The organism is Parafrankia discariae (assembly GCF_000373365.1).
GTDB lineage: Bacteria > Actinomycetota > Actinomycetes > Frankiales > Frankiaceae > Parafrankia > Parafrankia discariae.
On sequence record NZ_KB891208.1, the window covers coordinates 124,954 to 139,791 of the forward strand.

9 protein-coding genes are annotated in these 14,838 nt (G+C 73.2%); 3 read left to right on the forward strand and 6 right to left on the reverse strand.

Features of this window, described 5'->3' with window-relative positions:
* Window positions 1–669 precede the first annotated feature (669 nt).
* Complete coding sequence (locus B056_RS36210) at window positions 670–1,824, forward strand: glycoside hydrolase family 26 protein (protein WP_018502104.1); 1,155 nt, start codon at window positions 670–672, stop codon at window positions 1,822–1,824.
* Window positions 1,825–1,879: 55 nt separating this feature from the next.
* Here B056_RS36210 and B056_RS0111985 read toward each other — a convergent pair whose 3' ends face one another.
* Genes B056_RS0111985 through B056_RS0112005 form a run of 5 tightly spaced genes read right to left on the reverse strand, consistent with a single transcriptional unit; the run spans window position 1,880 to window position 6,697 of the window.
* On the reverse strand, window positions 1,880–2,770 hold the full coding sequence (locus tag B056_RS0111985; RefSeq protein WP_018502105.1) for an SDR family oxidoreductase: 891 nt from the start codon (window positions 2,768–2,770) through the stop codon (window positions 1,880–1,882).
* Complete coding sequence (locus B056_RS0111990; RefSeq protein ID WP_026239602.1) at window positions 2,767–3,693, reverse strand: phytanoyl-CoA dioxygenase family protein; 927 nt, start codon at window positions 3,691–3,693, stop codon at window positions 2,767–2,769. Before B056_RS0111990 ends, B056_RS0111985 begins: the two co-directional genes overlap by 4 nt.
* The gene (locus B056_RS0111995) at window positions 3,656–4,405 is read right to left on the reverse strand and encodes an IspD/TarI family cytidylyltransferase (protein ID WP_018502107.1); all 750 of its coding nucleotides are present in this window, start codon (window positions 4,403–4,405) and stop codon (window positions 3,656–3,658) included. Before B056_RS0111995 ends, B056_RS0111990 begins: the two co-directional genes overlap by 38 nt.
* Window positions 4,402–5,835 (reverse strand): DUF4910 domain-containing protein, encoded by a 1,434-nt coding sequence (locus B056_RS0112000; protein WP_018502108.1) that lies wholly within the window; start codon window positions 5,833–5,835, stop codon window positions 4,402–4,404. Before B056_RS0112000 ends, B056_RS0111995 begins: the two co-directional genes overlap by 4 nt.
* 19 nt (window positions 5,836–5,854) lie before the next feature.
* Window positions 5,855–6,697 (reverse strand): sugar phosphate nucleotidyltransferase, encoded by an 843-nt coding sequence (locus tag B056_RS0112005; RefSeq protein WP_018502109.1) that lies wholly within the window; start codon window positions 6,695–6,697, stop codon window positions 5,855–5,857.
* A gap of 868 nt (window positions 6,698–7,565) precedes the next feature.
* Here B056_RS0112005 and B056_RS39410 point away from each other — a divergent pair.
* Window positions 7,566–10,283, forward strand: coding sequence for a glycosyl hydrolase (locus B056_RS39410; protein ID WP_018502110.1), 2,718 nt, complete (start codon window positions 7,566–7,568; stop codon window positions 10,281–10,283).
* A gap of 84 nt (window positions 10,284–10,367) precedes the next feature.
* Here the strand turns inward: B056_RS39410 and B056_RS0112015 are convergent, their stop codons facing one another.
* The gene (locus B056_RS0112015) at window positions 10,368–10,781 is read right to left on the reverse strand and encodes a MerR family transcriptional regulator (protein WP_018502111.1); all 414 of its coding nucleotides are present in this window, start codon (window positions 10,779–10,781) and stop codon (window positions 10,368–10,370) included.
* A 491-nt stretch (window positions 10,782–11,272) separates the two neighbouring features.
* On the opposite strand from B056_RS0112015, the gene mfd reads away from it, so the two are divergent.
* On the forward strand, window positions 11,273–14,827 hold the full coding sequence (gene mfd, locus B056_RS0112020; RefSeq protein WP_018502112.1) for a transcription-repair coupling factor: 3,555 nt from the start codon (window positions 11,273–11,275) through the stop codon (window positions 14,825–14,827).
* Window positions 14,828–14,838 lie beyond the last annotated feature (11 nt).

Here is a 14,838-nt window from a genome sequence, read left to right on the forward strand (position 1 = left end):
CCCCACCCCGTTGGTTGGTACACCACCGATTGGTCCGCCCCGGGTCGTGCGGGGGGTGCGGACGGAGGGTCAGTGGTCGGCGGTGTTCTCCCACCCGAGGATCTGGTGTCGGCTCGGGGCGACAGTGTATCCGTGGGCGGATTGCCCGCTCGTGCGGGCCGCTCCGGCCCTACGCCACCGGGTATCGTTAGTAAACCTCACGTGGCGTCATGGTTACGACAGGTGGTTGTCGGGGAGCATGTCGTATTGATCTAGCGGGCCCGTGAATAATGAACGAGTAGCAAGAGACACAAGGAACTGACCATGATGCGTGCCGCGCCGGGGAACCGGCCGGGCTCGCACCCCGTTGGCCGGTCAGCGAGCCGGATGCGGGCAGGTCGTGTGGCCACGTCGGCGCGGGCGCGGCCGAGCGGAACGCGACCGGGGGCGGAACCGGCCCGGGGGCGAAACGTGACCGAGGGCGGAACGCGACCGGGATCACGGCACTGCGGCACCGCGATGCTCCGGCGGCCGCAGGTCCATCAGACACAGTCACCAGGGCGCGGGCGGCGCGTCGTCGACGGAGGTGGGGGCGTGGAACATCGCCGTGGGGATGCCGGCGATCCAGGTTCTTCGTCCGGCGAGGGACCACCGAGGGATCGGCCCGACGGCCACGACGGTGATGCCCGGGTGCCTGGTTCGGGGAGCGAGGGCCGTCGCGGCCCGGGCTCCAAGTGGGCGGCGGGTCCCGCCGGCGGCCAGCCGCGGCGCCGGCGCCGCGTCCTGCTGCTGGGGGGTATCGGCGCGGCGATGGCCGTGGTTCTGCTGGCCGTCGGGATCGTCGTACTGACCGGTGGGGAGGACGAGCCCCCGACCACACATCCGACGACCGGTGGCGTGAGCTGGGTCTCCGGCGCGAACGCCAACCCGCCGAACGACCTCGCCGGCTGGGAGGAGTGGATCGGCCGGCCCACCGACATCGCGATGGTCTTCACGGCCCGGACGAACTGGCAGACCATCACCCAGGCCGACTGGCCGATGTCCGACTTCCGCCCCGAGACCTACCCGGGCAAGCTCTCCGTCGCCCAGCCGCTGTTCCCGCAGAGCGGCAACGAGGCGGCGTGCGCCCGCGGGGACTACGACAGCCACTGGCGCGACTTCGGCACCACGATGGTCCGCAACGAACGGCCGGACGCGATCGTCCGCCTCGGCTGGGAGTTCAACGGCGACTGGTTCTGGTGGCACCCGCGCGACACCGTGACCTGGAAGACCTGCTTCCGGCGGGCGGTCACCGCGATGCGGTCGACCGACCCGCAGGTGAAGATCGACTGGAACATGACCGCGCACCGGGACACCATGGTCAACGGCGACAACGTCTGGGACGCCTATCCCGGCGACGACGTCGTCGACATCATCAGCATCGACGCCTACGACTCCTACCCGGCGTCGCCCACGCAGAAGATCTTCAACAGCCAGTGCCACCGGGCGTCCGGCGCGTGCTCGGTGGCGGCGGCCGCCCGGGAGCGCGGCAAGCAGTTCGCCGTCCCCGAGTGGGGCCTGGTCCGCTCCACGGGCGGTGGCGGTGACAACCCCTTCTACGTGGAGAAGATGTACGAGCTGTTCGTCGCCAACCGCGACATCCTGGCCTACGAGGGCTACTACAGCGCCTCGCCGGCCGAGTCGGACAACGTCGGCTCGTCGCTGCACAACCCGACCGCGAACCCGGACAGCGCCGCGCGGTACCTCGAGCTGTTCGGGCCGCGGGTGAGCGCCGCCCAGGCCGGCGCCGGGATCTCGACCCCGGCCGGAGCCGCCCCGCTGGCCGGCGACCCCGGCTCCTCCTGACCACCCCGCTTCCTGACCGCCCCGGCCCCGCTCGACGTGGGGCGGGGCGGTCAGGTCAGTAGCTCTTCTTGGCGGGGCGCAGGTGCAGTTCGGTGATCTCGGCGGTGCGGGGGAGCCGGGTCAGGTAGGTGACCAGGTCCGCCACGTCGTCGGCCTGGATCAGCAGTTCGGGCCGGTAGGGCCGGCCCTCGTGCAGGAAGATGGTCTCCTGGCGGGGCGTCGCCGTCCGGCCGAGGTGGAGGGTCACCACCCGGATGCCGTCGGCGTTGATCTCCTGACGCAGGCTGTCCGCGACCGCCCGCATCGCGTGCTGGGTGGCCGCGAACTGGCTGGTGCCCGCGCCCGCCCGGACCCCCTGCGACGAGTTCATGACGATCACGTCGGCGCCCGGCTCCTCCGCCGCGCCCGCCGGGCCTGACACGTCAGCCGCGCCTGACACGTCAGCCGCCTCGGGCGCGCGGCCCGCGGCCGCCGCGCGCAGGGCGGGCAGCAGGCGCTGGGTGAGCACGAACGGGCCGCGGACGTTCGCGGCGTACTGGGCGTCGAAGTCGTCGACGGAGGCGTCCTCGACCCGGGAGGTGAGGTAGCCCCCCGCGCTGTGGACGAGCAGGTGCACCCGGCCGTACCGGCTGACGGTGTCCGCGGCGAACCGGTCCACCGCGGCGGTGTCGGCCAGGTCGAGGCGCACCGGCACGAGCGCCCCGGCCCCGGAGGCCGCGTCGGTCGGACTGGCCGCGCCCGCCTCCTTGGCCAGGGCGTCCAGGCGGGCCTGGTCGCGGCCGAGGGCCAGCACGGTGGCGCCGTCGGCGGCCAGACGCGCGGCGACGGCGCGACCGATGCCGCTCGACGCGCCCGTGACCACCGCGACCCGGCCCGCCAGCGGGCGTGGGCCCGCGGCCTCCCGGCCGGCCGGCGGCCGGGTCGGTTCCCCGTCGGCGGTCGTCACGCGGTGGTCTGGGGCTCGTAGACGAGGATCGCGTCCGGCAGCGGGGGAGCGGTGTCGTAGCTGAGGCAGATGTCCTCGGGGATGCGGGCGAGGTCGGTGCCGCGCAGGTAGTCGCGCATCGTCGTGCCGGTGCACTCGGAGTCGACGTTCACCGAGCCCACGTGGTTCACGACGTCGTCGTAGTGCACGGTGCGGAAGTCGATGCTGAACCGGGTGCGGCCGGAGGTGTTCGGCACCGAGGAGTGGAGCTGGTTACCCGAGAAGACCAGCATGCCGCCGGGGGGCGCGACGACCCGCGTCTGCGGGAAGATCTCGACCTCCTCCTCGGGCTTCGGCTGCACGCGGGTGTCGGTCTTGATGTGCTTGGCGGCCGACGCGCGGTTCGTCTTGTTCCACTCGTAGTAGTTGTAGGTGCGCGAGCTGTTCCTGACCCCCTGCGTGAAATAGCGGGGATGGAAGGCCAGCCCGTTCTCCGGGACGATGTCGAAGATCGGCATCCACCAGTTGAGCTGGCAGAACGGCGCCGAGTACCAGGTGTCGCGGTGCGGGTGGAAGGCGTAGGCGATACCCGAGGTGAGGTAGTCGTCGCTGGTGGACGTCCGCAGCCGCGGGACGTCGAAGTAGGTCTTGCTGATGTCGCAGCCCAGCTCGGCGAGCATCGCCGGCAGGAGTTCCTTGCAGGTCGGGTGGTGGATGAACCGCGGCTTCAGCTCGGCGAGCAGGGCGGCGTACTCCTCGACGGGCATGTGGTGCTGCGCCGTCTCGGGGTCCAGGTCGCCGAAGGCGTCCCGGATCAGCTCGCGGGTGAACTCGACGAACGCGGTGGTGCTGGGTCGCGGCGAGTAGACGAACAGCTCGCCCGCGTACAGCTTGGCGCGCCTTTCGTCATCGGACAGCGCTGAGTCGAGCAGCACCGTGCTCATCGGGTTCCCCCTCGCTCTGGACGTGGATGAGAAGCAGCCGGGCGATCTCGAGCTCTTCCGGCGTCGTGACGTGGATGTTGGCCGGCTCGCCCGGGAGCACGACCACCCGTCCGCCGGCGTCGGCGACCATGGCGGAGTCCTCGACGGCCTCGACCGCGCCGGCGTGCGCCGCGCGCAGGGCGCCGGCCCGGAACGCGTGCGGGGTCTGCACCAGCCGGTGGGTCTCGCGCGCCAGCGAGACCCCGGTGACCAGGTCCGGGCCGTTGGCCAGAACCTCCTTGACGACCTCGGTGAGCGGCAGGCCGGGCACCGCGCCGTCCGCGCCCGCGCGGACCGCCGCGACGACCGAGCGGTACAGCGCGGCGGTGGCCAGCGGGTGCGCGGCGTCGGTCACCACGATCACCCCGGCCTCGGCCGGGACGGCGGCCAGCCCGGCCCGGACGGACTCGGCGCGGGTGGCGCCGCCCGCGACGGCGCGCACGCCGTCCGGCGGGGTCCACCGGTCGAGCAGGGGCGCGGGGAGCACCACGACGACCCCGTCGCAGGCGGCCGCGGCCGCCCGGACGGGATGCGCCACGAGTGGGAGCCCGCCCAGGTCGGAGAACTGCTTGGGTCCGCCGAACCGGGTGCCGCCGCCGGCCGCCAGCACGATCGTCCAGGCCGGCCCGCCGGGAGCCGATTGGGCGGGCAGAGCTGATTCCGTCGAACTCACCTGATCACTACCGCGGGTTCGGGCGTGACGGCGACGGGCGGTGCGACCGTGGCGGGTGCCGCGATGGGAGCGGTGTCGGGTGAGTCGACGGCCGGGCCGTCCTCGGTGAGCAGGCCGACGCCGGCCAGCGCGTCCGCGGCGTTGGCGACCGCGTCGAACGGCAGCTCGGCCCGCTCGGCGATGTCGAGCAAAGTGCGGGTGCCGTCCGCGAGGTTGAGCACCCACAGCAGGCCCATCTCGATCGACGCGCGGTTCATCGTCGCGCCGATCGAGCGGTACAGCCCGCGCCGGCCGAGCTGGGGCTCCCCGTAGGGGGAGGTGTTGCGCCAGACCCGGTCGGCCTCGCAGATCTCCATCGTCCGGCTGAGGATGGCGAACGAGTCCGCCAGCGACTCCGGCGTCACGAAGTCGAGGTTGTCGGCCGACGTGTGGTACTCCGGGTACTCGCCGTGCTGGCTGCGGCCGAACCGGCCCACCGGCAGGTCGAAGCCGGGCGAGCAGAACTGGCGCTCGTCGTAGCCGTAGGGGGAGAAGCCGACGACCCGGTGCGGCCGCCCGGTCTCGGCGAGGGCGCGCGCCGCGGCCCGGTCGACGACCGCGTCGCCGCGCCGGCTGCGCTTGTAGGTCGGCGCGCCCCGGTCACCGAGGCCGGTGAGTACCAGGCCGTGCCGGATCCGCCCGACCGCGGCCGGATTGCGGGCCAGCCAGGTGATCGAGCCGATCGTCCCCGGGATGAACAGCAGCCGGTAGGTGAACCGGCGTTCCCGCGCGGCCAGCGCGGATGCCAGCTCGGCGGCCACGGCGATGCCGGAGGAGTTGTCGTTGGCCATCGCAGGGTGGCAGGTGTGCGTGGTGACGAGGAACTCCTCGTCGGTGCTCCCCGGCAGCACGATCTCGCCGTAGGTCAGCGATCCGTCGGTGAGCGAGGTGTCGATCTCGACCTGGTACTCGCCCTCGGGCAGCGCCGCGAGCTGGCGGTCGGTGAGGCAGAAACCCCACGCGTCGTTGTAGTAGGACGTCCGGTAGGGGACCCAGTCGGGCCGGTCCGGCATCGAGTACAGGTGCTGGCGCAGCTCGCTGAGCGGCATCCGGGCCCGCACGGGCGTGCTGTAGCCGAGCAGGTGCAGGGGGTTGTCGGCGACGTCGAGGACGACCCGCCCGTCCGGCCCGACGAGCCGCGCGCCGGCGACGTTCCACTCCCGCGGGACCGTCCAGTCCAGCACCGGCGTGCCCGAGGGCACCTCGTGCACGGTGAACGGGATCTGCGCGGGCAGCGCGGCACGCACGAGGTCGAGCGTGGCGCGCACCCCGTTACCGGTGATGGAGCGCAGGGGGGGCGTGAGGGCGGCGACGAGGTCGTACAGCCGGTGCCCGACCGCCTCGATGCCGGCGGTGGTCAGCGGACCAGGACTCAGGGGAGCGGTACTCATGGGAGCGGCGTCCGGTCCGTCAGTCGGCCCAGACGCGCCACGGCGCCGAGCCCGCGTCCCACAGCTGGTTGAGCTCGGTCCAGTCGCGGAAGGTGTCCATGCCCATCCAGAACCCCTCGTGCGTGTGCAGGGTGAGCTGGTTGTCCCGGGCGAGCTGCTGCAGCGGGTGGCGCTCGAGCATCGTGGACGGGTCGTCGTCGAGGTACTTGTCGACGAATTCGCGCTCGAAGACGAAGTAGCCGCCGCTGACCCAGCCGGTCGCCGGGGGCTTCTCGGCGAACTGGGTGACCGCGTTGCCCTCGGTGACCAGCTCGCCGTAACGGCTGGACGGGCGGACGCCGGTGACCGTGCCGATCCGGCCGGAGCGAACGTGGTCTGCGAGGACGTCGGCCACGTCGATGGCGCCGACCCCGTCACCATAGGTGATCATGAAGCGTGGGCCGGTGAGGTACTGGGCCACCCGGCGCAGGCGGGCGCCCGTCCCGGTGAGCAGCCCCGTCTCGGCGAACGTGACCTCCCAGTCCTCGTCGCCGGCGGTGTTGTGGAAGTGCGGGGTGTGGTCGTCGGCCAGCCTGAGCGTGAAGTCGGCGACCTGCTCGCGGTAGGCCAGGAAGTAGTTTTTGATCAGGTCGCTCTTGTAGCCGAGGCACAGCACGAACTTGCGGAAGCCGTAGTGTTCGTACGTCTTCATGATGTGCCACAGCACCGGCTTGCCGCCGATGTCGACCAGGGGCTTGGGGAGCTTCTCGCTGGCCTCGCGCAGCCGGGTTCCCATGCCGCCGCAGAGGATGACGACCGGAATGTCGCGCGGGTCGACGCTCGCGGCATCCGTCGAGAGAGCTCGGGTTGTCTCGGTGGTCAAGGCTGTCGCGTCTCCCGTGTCAGTGCCCCGGCGGGCCCGGGGGCGGATGGCTCGGTACGGATGGCCAGGTGCCGGAGGCAGAGCCGGTGCGGGGCCGTGACGGGGTCCGTGCCACTGGCCGTACCGGCTCACCGGCTCCGCCGGTGCGTACCGACCGGGAGGGGTCGTCTCCCGCGTCGGGCGCTGGCCGGCGCGGCCGTCCGTTCCCGACGGCGGGCCCGGTTCCCCTCGGACTCGGCCGGCGCGGCTCCTGCCGGCCGGCACGGTCGCCAGCCGCCGGAGTGTGAGGATGTGCAGCTCGCGACGCCCGTCACCTGCCGGGGGCGGACGCGCGGTGTCCTCCAGTCGGTCCGCGGAGTTTCCTGGTCCACTGTGTATTCGCGTGTTCGGTCGCGTGTTCGGTTGCGCGCTGATCGCGTGTACGCGGGCCGGCGGCCAACCGCCGGCCGTGAGCGCCGGGCGCGACGCGGCAACGGTACCGTACCGCCCCTTCCGTGCCGGTCCACGGTCCCGAAGTACCTGGTCAGCATGGGCGGGTCGGACCGCGCCGACCCGGCCGGACGACTCTGTCGACCTTGACGTGAGTGCCGGTCCGCGGGGGGCTCTTCCATGGTCCCTTTGACACCGGTGTGCGTCGACCTTGTTACGGTTTGCCGGATGTCCTGGGATGAAGGACGTGGTCCGACGTCTCCATGTCATCCACCCGGCCCGCGCGGTCGCTGGCCTCGGCGCGCCTATACCGTTGTCTTTCTCTACGTCGGCCGGGAGGTGAGATCCATGCTCTCGGTCGAACTTATTGCCTTTAGTAAACGGCTCGACCTGATTCAGGCCCCAGCTCGGCGGGACGACAGGCCCGGGGGCGCTGCCCATGCCGCCTGACGAGTGGCAGGGCCACGACTTCGGCCGCCCTGACGTGACCCGCGCCGGCCGTGGCGACGAGCCGACCGGCGAATGGGTCGTCGACGACGGCCCCGCGGGCACCCGGTCGGCGTCCGACTGGTCGATCGGGGTCTACCGGCGCGGCGACGACGTTCCACCCCCTGACCGGGCTCCCCGCCCGCCTTTCGACCCCGAGATGCTCTCCTCCCGGCGCCGGCCGGCGCGGCGTCGTTCGCCGGCCCCGCCGATCGCCCCGTATCCGGAGGGCCCGGCCTACTCGGGATCCGCCGCGCGCGGCGAGTCCGGAGCGCGGTGGCCCGATGACCACGGGCCCGGCGATCGCGGACGGAACTCGGACGGGGCGCACCGCGACCGCGACTCCAGATGGGACGTCCCCGGGTGGGACACCCCTGGACCCGACCGCCCCGAGGCACCGGAACGGCACGAGGCACCGGAACGGCCCGGACAGCGTCAGCCTGAGCGACGTCAGCCCGAGCCGCGTCAGCCCGAGCCGCGTCAGCCCGAGCCGCGTCAGCCCGAGCCGCGTCAGCCCGAGCCGCGTCAGCCCGAGCCGCGTCAGCCCGAGCCGCGTCGGTCCGAGCCGCGTCGGTCCGGACCCGGCTGGCCCGTGGACGGCGGCGGTGGTGATTCCGCGCCGGGGTACGACGGGTCCGGTCACGAGCGCGACCGCGGCCGGCACCGCGGCTCGGACGGGCGTCCCGACGCGGTGGGGTCCTGGGACGGGCCGGCGGCCGGGGCCGGCGAGCCCGCCCGCCCCGCCCCGTGGGCGGCACCGCCCTCGCGGGTGCCTCCGCCTCCGCCGCCGGAGTTGCCACCGTCGGAGTCGCCGCCCTCGGCGCGGCCATCCGGTGATCTCGCAACCCGGCATTTCCAGCGGCGGGACTTCGACAGCGAGTCCCGGCCCGGCGGGACGGGTTCCACCGGGCCGGGTGGGGCACGCGCCGACGAGACGGTCATCCTGCCGCCGGCCCGCCCAAAGCAGAGCACGCGCGACCGCGGGGACCACGACCAGCGGAGCCGCCAGCCCGGCCGTGACCGGCGGTCCTCGGAGCGGAGCCCGGAGCGGACCCGCCGCCGGGACGGCCCGCGTGGGTGGACGCCCGAGGAGGGCACCGCCGTGCGGAAACGCTCCGCGCGGCCGGTGGCCGGGTCCGAGCGCGCCGAGCGGTCGGACGAACGCCCGGCGCGCTCCCCGCGGCCGGGTGGCCAGTCGCAGCGGCAGCACCGTGGGCAGGAACCTCCGGAGCAGTCGCGGCAGCGGCGTTCGGCCGCCGACCGCAACCGGCCCGAGAACAACCGGCCCGAGAACAACCGGCCCGAGGGCAGCCGGCCCGAGCGTGGCCGCTCCGAGCGTGGCCGGCCCGAGCGTGGCCGTTCCGAGCGTTCGCAACCCGGGTCCGCCGGCGGCCACCTCACCGGGGTGCTGCCCATCGCCGACCCCGTCAGCGACGGGCACGGTTCCGCGCGGTCCGCCCGGCCGGCGCCGGCGGCCGACGCCTCGCTGCCGCACCGGGTCACTGACTGGATCATCGAGCACTGGGGTGCGAAGCCCGGGCGGCACCCGTACCTGCCGGTGGGCCTGGTCGCCCTGGCCGCGGTGCTGGCCCTGGTCGCCTGGATGCTCGGGCCGGCCCAGAACAGCCCGGCGAACGTGGCCGCGGGCCCGGTCACGCCGACCCCGTCCGCCGCGCCCTCGCCGGCCGCTGTGCCGCCGCCGGCACCCGCCTCGGCCGAGGCGGCGGCCGGGTCCGGCGCGGCCGCCCCGCCACCGGGGCCGGCGACCCGGGTGGCGCGGGCGGCGACCGCGGGGAGTTTCCCCAGCGGGGTGGCCGCGCACACGGTGGCCGAGGCCACGGCCTGGGCACAGTTCCGTGGCCGGCCGGTGGACGTGGTGGTCACCTACACCGACCGCAACAGCTGGGACGCGATCGTGAACCCCTGGATCGGTCGCAGCGCGTCGACGTTCTCCAACTTCGCCGGAACCCTGGTAATCAGTGTTCCGCTTTTCCCTGACTCGGGCCCGGAGCTGGGGAATCTCGCCGACTGCGCCGCCGGCGACTACAACGCGAAATGGCGCCAGTTCGGCCGGTGGCTGGTGAGCGAGGGCCGCGGGGACTCGTTCGTCCGCCTCGGCTGGGAGTTCAACGGCGACTGGTTCGTCTGGCGGGCCTCGACGAGCCCGACGGCCTACGTGCAGTGTTTCCGTAACGCCTCGGCGTCGATCAAGCAGACGAGCCCGAAGGTCCGCATCGACTGGAACATCAACGCCCACGGGCCGCACAGTGCCTTCGCCGTCTACCCGGGCGACCCGTACGTCGACGTCATCGGCATCGACAGCTACGACCAGTACCCGCCGAGCCCGACCCTCGCCGCCTTCGACGCCCAGTGCAACGCCACCGAGGGGCTGTGCCAGGTGATCAGTTTCGCCCGCCTGCACGGCAAGCTGTTCTCGGTACCGGAGTGGGGTGTGGTCAGCCAGCAGAACACCAAGGCCGGCGCCGTCGGCCAGTCGGGCGGCGACAACCCGCTCTACATCGAGCGGATGTTCAACATCTTCGAGAGCAACGCGACCATTCTCGCCTACGAGGCGTATTTCAGCGACGACGTTCCGGGGAACGTCCACTCGTCGCTGCTCAACCCCAACCGGCACCCACGCTCGGCGGACACCTACAAACGGCTCTGGTGAACGCCCACGCGGGACCCCGGGCAGAGTCAGGTAAGCGACCCCGGGCGGAACCGGGTCGGCGGCCCCGGGCGGAGCCGGGCCGGGTCAGGCGGAGCCGGAGCGGCCGGCGTCGTCGTGGAGTCCACCGACGAACGCCTCGGCCACCTGCACCTGCTCGCGCAGCGTGATCAGCTTCTCCTCGGCGAGGGCGACCCAGGTCGCCAGCCGGGCCTGGAGCTCGGCGCGGCGCTCGGCGGGCAGGTCCGCCCGCTCGAGCTCGTCGCGCAGCACGAGCAGGGAGCGCATCTCCTCCAGAGTGAAACCGAGCGGCTTCATCTTCCTGATCAGGAAGAGCCGGTCGACCGCGTCGTCGTCGTAGAGGCGGAAGCCGCCCACCGTTCGACCGACCGGCATCAGGAGCCCGGCTTCCTCGTAGTACCGAACCGTGCGCAGGGACAGCCCGACTCGCGCGGCGACATCCCCGATCTGGTGGACGTCACGGCGTCGCGTGGTGGACAAGTCGACCCTTACGTCAGCATCTGGCGCCGGTGGCAAACCGGGCGTCTGACGACTGTACGTCGATCCGTCACGCGGCGCCCGCATCTCGATCGGACGCCCTGCCGTAGGCTGGTCATATCGACCCCGCCGCCCGGGAACCTCACCGGGGACGGCTGCGTCCTGGACGCCTCCGCACCCAGGGTGGCTCCGTATCCGGGGGTTCCCTCGCCGCGGCGGTGTGGTCCGCGGGGGTGCCCCTCCGGGTCGGTGCCACGACCGGTACGGCGCCGCGTCCGGGGTACACCTCTTCGGTACCCAGCGGGGTGGTCGGCCCGCCGGTGGAGATGCCCTCCGCCGGATTCCCACCGCCGGCGATCCTCACGGCCGGCAGTACCGCCTGTCGGATCGCTGTTGCAACCGGAGTCGGCCGTCGTCTGGCCGCATCGCCGTGGCCGCCGCGTAGTCCGTCGGCACCGGATTCGCTAGCACTGGAGAGGCACGGGACGGATCACATGACCCTCGCGCCGCTGCTTGACGCCCTAGTCACCCGCCCCGGCGGCGACCCGGCGCTGACCCGCGCGCTGGCCTCGTCGGACGAACCCGTCCTCGACCTGGCCGGGCCCGCGGCGCTGCGCCCGTTCGCGGTGGCGGCGATGGCCCGGACCGGCCGCACCGTCCTGGCGGTGACGGCGACCGGCCGTGAGGCCGAGGACCTGGCCGACGCGGTGGGCAGCCTGCTGGGGCCCGAGCGTGTCGCGGTGTACCCGAGCTGGGAGACGCTGCCGCACGAGCGGCTCTCGCCACGGGCGGACACCGTCGGGCGGCGGCTGGCCGTCCTGCGCCGGCTCGCGCACCCGGGCACCGGCGGTGCCACCGGGGCGGGCCCGCTGGCCGTCGTGGTGGCACCGGTCCGCTCGGTGCTCCAGCCCCAGGTGGCCCGGCTGGGTGAGCTCGCCCCGGTCGCGCTGGCGAAGGGTGACACCGCCGACCTCGAGGACGTCACCGCCCGCCTGGTGGGCATCGCCTACCACCGGGTCGACCTGGTCGAGCGGCGCGGCGAGATGGCCGTCCGCGGCGGGATCCTCGACGTCTTCCCGCCGACCGAGGAACACCCGCTGCGGATCGAGTTCTTCGGCGACGAGGTGGACGACATCCGCCGCTTCTCCGTCGCCGACCAGCGCGCGCTGCCCGCGGAGGACGGCGAGCCGGCGGCCGAGCTGTTCGCGCCGCCGTGCCGGGAGCTGCTGCTCACCGACGAGGTCCGGGCCCGCGCGGCGGAGCTGGCGCGGGAGCACCCGCAGCTCGTCGACATGCTCGACAAGATCGCCGAGGGCATCCCGGTGGAGGGCATGGAGGCGCTCGCGCCCGTGCTCACCGACGAGATGACCCTGCTGCTCGACGAGCTGCCGGCGGGCTCACGGGTGCTGGTCTGCGACCCCGAGCGGGTGCGCACCCGGGCCGGCGAGCTGGTCCGGACCAGCCAGGAGTTCCTGGACGCCTCATGGAGCGTCGCGGCGCTCGGCGGCGGGGCGCCGATCGACCTGGGCGCGGCGACCTACCGCTCGGTCTCGGACGTCCGGGAGCGGGCCGCCGAGCTGGGTATCCCCTGGTGGTCCGTCAGCCCGTTCGCCGCCGACCCGGCAGGCGGCGCTGACGACACCTTCGGCGACGACACCGTCGTCGCCAGCCTGCGGCCGGCCACGGCCTACCACGGGGACACCGCGCGGGCCACCGCGGACATCAAGGGCTGGCTCGCCGACTCCTGGCGGGTGCTGCTCGTCACCGAGGGCCACGGCCCGGCGCAACGGCTCGTCGAGATGATGCGGGAGGCCGACCTCGGCGCCCGGCTGGCGGCCGACGCCGAACTGGCGGCCGGGGTGGCCGTCGTCACCCAGGCCCAGCTCGGTGACGGGTTCGTCAGCCCCACGCTGCGTCTCGCCGTGCTCACCGAGACCGACCTCGCCGGCGCCCGCGGGGTCACCACCCGGGACATGCGCCGGATGCCGAGCCGGCGCCGCAAGGGCATCGATCCACTGGCGCTGAGCGCCGGCGACCTCGTCGTGCACGACGCGCACGGCGTCGGCCGCTACGTGGAGATGGTCACCCGCACGGTGGCCGGCGCCAAGCGCGAGTACCTGCTGCTCGAGTACGCCCGCGGCGACCGGCTCTACGTGCCGACCGACCAGCTCGAGCAGATCAGCCGCTACGTCGGCGGCGAGGGCCCGAGCCTGGACCGCATCGGCGGCGCCGACTGGGGCAAGCGCAAGAGCCGGGCCCGCAAGGCGGTCAAGGAGATCGCCGGCGAGCTGATCCGGCTGTACAGCGCCCGGATGGCCGCCCCCGGCCACGCCTTCGGCCCCGACAGCCCCTGGCAGCGCGAACTGGAGGACGCCTTCCCCTTCCGGGAGACACCCGACCAGCTCGCGGCCATCGACGAGGTCAAGGCCGACATGGAGAAGCCCGTCCCGATGGACAGGGTGATCTGCGGTGACGTCGGCTACGGCAAGACCGAGATCGCCGTCCGGGCCGCCTTCAAGGCGGTCACCGACGGCCGCCAGGTCGCCGTGCTCGTCCCGACCACGCTGCTCGTCCAGCAGCACTTCCAGACCTTCGCCGAGCGGTACGCGCCGTTCCCGGTCACGGTGAAGGCGGTGAGCCGGTTCAACGCGCCGTCCGAGCAGCGCGCCGTGCTCGACGGCCTCGCCAACGGCACGGTGGACGTCGTCATCGGCACACACCGCCTGCTCTCCAACGAGACGAAGTTCTCCGACCTGGGCCTGGTGATCGTCGACGAGGAGCAGCGCTTCGGCGTCGAGCACAAGGAACACCTGAAGAAGATGCGGACCGCGGTCGACGTGCTCACCATGAGCGCCACGCCGATCCCGCGGACCCTGGAGATGTCGATCACCGGCATCCGGGAGCTGTCGACGATCGACACCCCGCCCGAGGAGCGTCATCCGGTGCTGACCTCGGTGGCGCCCTACGAGCCGCGCCAGGTGACCGCGGCCATCCGCCGCGAGCTGCTGCGCGAGGGGCAGGTGTTCTTCATCCACAACCGGGTGGAGAGCATCGACCGGGCCGCCGCCGCGCTGCGCGAGCTGGTCCCCGAGGCGCGGATCGCCACCGCGCACGGCCAGATGAACGAGGACGCGCTCGAACAGGTCATGGTCTCCTTCTGGGAGAAGAAGTTCGACGTCCTGGTCTGCACGACGATCGTCGAGTCGGGCCTGGACATCTCGAACGCGAACACGCTGATCGTCGAGCGGGCCGACAACTTCGGGCTCTCCCAGCTGCACCAGCTGCGCGGGCGGGTCGGCCGGGGCCGCGAGCGGGCCTACGCCTACTTCCTGTACCCGGCGGACCGGCCGCTCTCGGAGACCGCGCACGACCGGCTGGCCACCATCGCCCAGCACAACGACCTGGGCGCCGGCATGGCCGTCGCGATGAAGGACCTGGAGATCCGCGGCGCCGGGAACCTGCTCGGTGGCGAGCAGTCCGGCCACATCGCGTCAGTCGGCTTCGACCTGTACGTCCGGATGGTCGGCGAGGCCGTCGCCGAGTACAAGGGCGAGGCGGAGGAGCCACCGGAGGTCAAGGTCGAGCTGCCCGTCGACGCGAACCTGCCGCACGACTACGTGCCCAGCGAGCGGCTGCGGCTCGACGCCTACCGCCGGCTGGCCGGCGCGGTCTCCGACACCGACATCGCCGAGGTCCGCGGCGAGCTGGCCGACCGGTTCGGCCCGCTGCCCGAGCCGGTGGAGAACCTGCTCGCCGTTGCCGGCCTGCGGGTGCTCGCCCGCCGGTTCGGCGTCACCGAGATCACGGTCGCCGGCCGGCAGGTCCGGTTCGCCCCGCTGGACCTGCGGGAGAGCCAGACCCTGCGGCTGACCAGGCTCTACAAGGGCGCGGTGGTCAAGCCGGCCGTGCGCACGGTGCTGGTGCCGGCACCCACCGAGACCGGCCGGATCGGCTCCCGCCCGCTGCGTGACCGCGCGCTGCTGGCCTGGGCCGGCCAGCTGCTGGAGGCCGTCGCCGGTGACTCGGTGGCCGCCGCCGCGAGCCGGTGAGAACCACGGCG

Coding starts and splice junctions, on each gene's coding strand:
- B056_RS0111990 (WP_026239602.1), bottom strand. CDS start 3,693: ATGAGCACGGTGCTGCTCGACTCAGCGCTGTCCGATGACGAAAGGCGC.
- B056_RS0112000 (WP_018502108.1), bottom strand. CDS start 5,835: ATGAGTACCGCTCCCCTGAGTCCTGGTCCGCTGACCACCGCCGGCATC.
- B056_RS39410 (WP_018502110.1), top strand. CDS start 7,566: ATGCCGCCTGACGAGTGGCAGGGCCACGACTTCGGCCGCCCTGACGTG.
- mfd (WP_018502112.1), top strand. CDS start 11,273: ATGACCCTCGCGCCGCTGCTTGACGCCCTAGTCACCCGCCCCGGCGGC.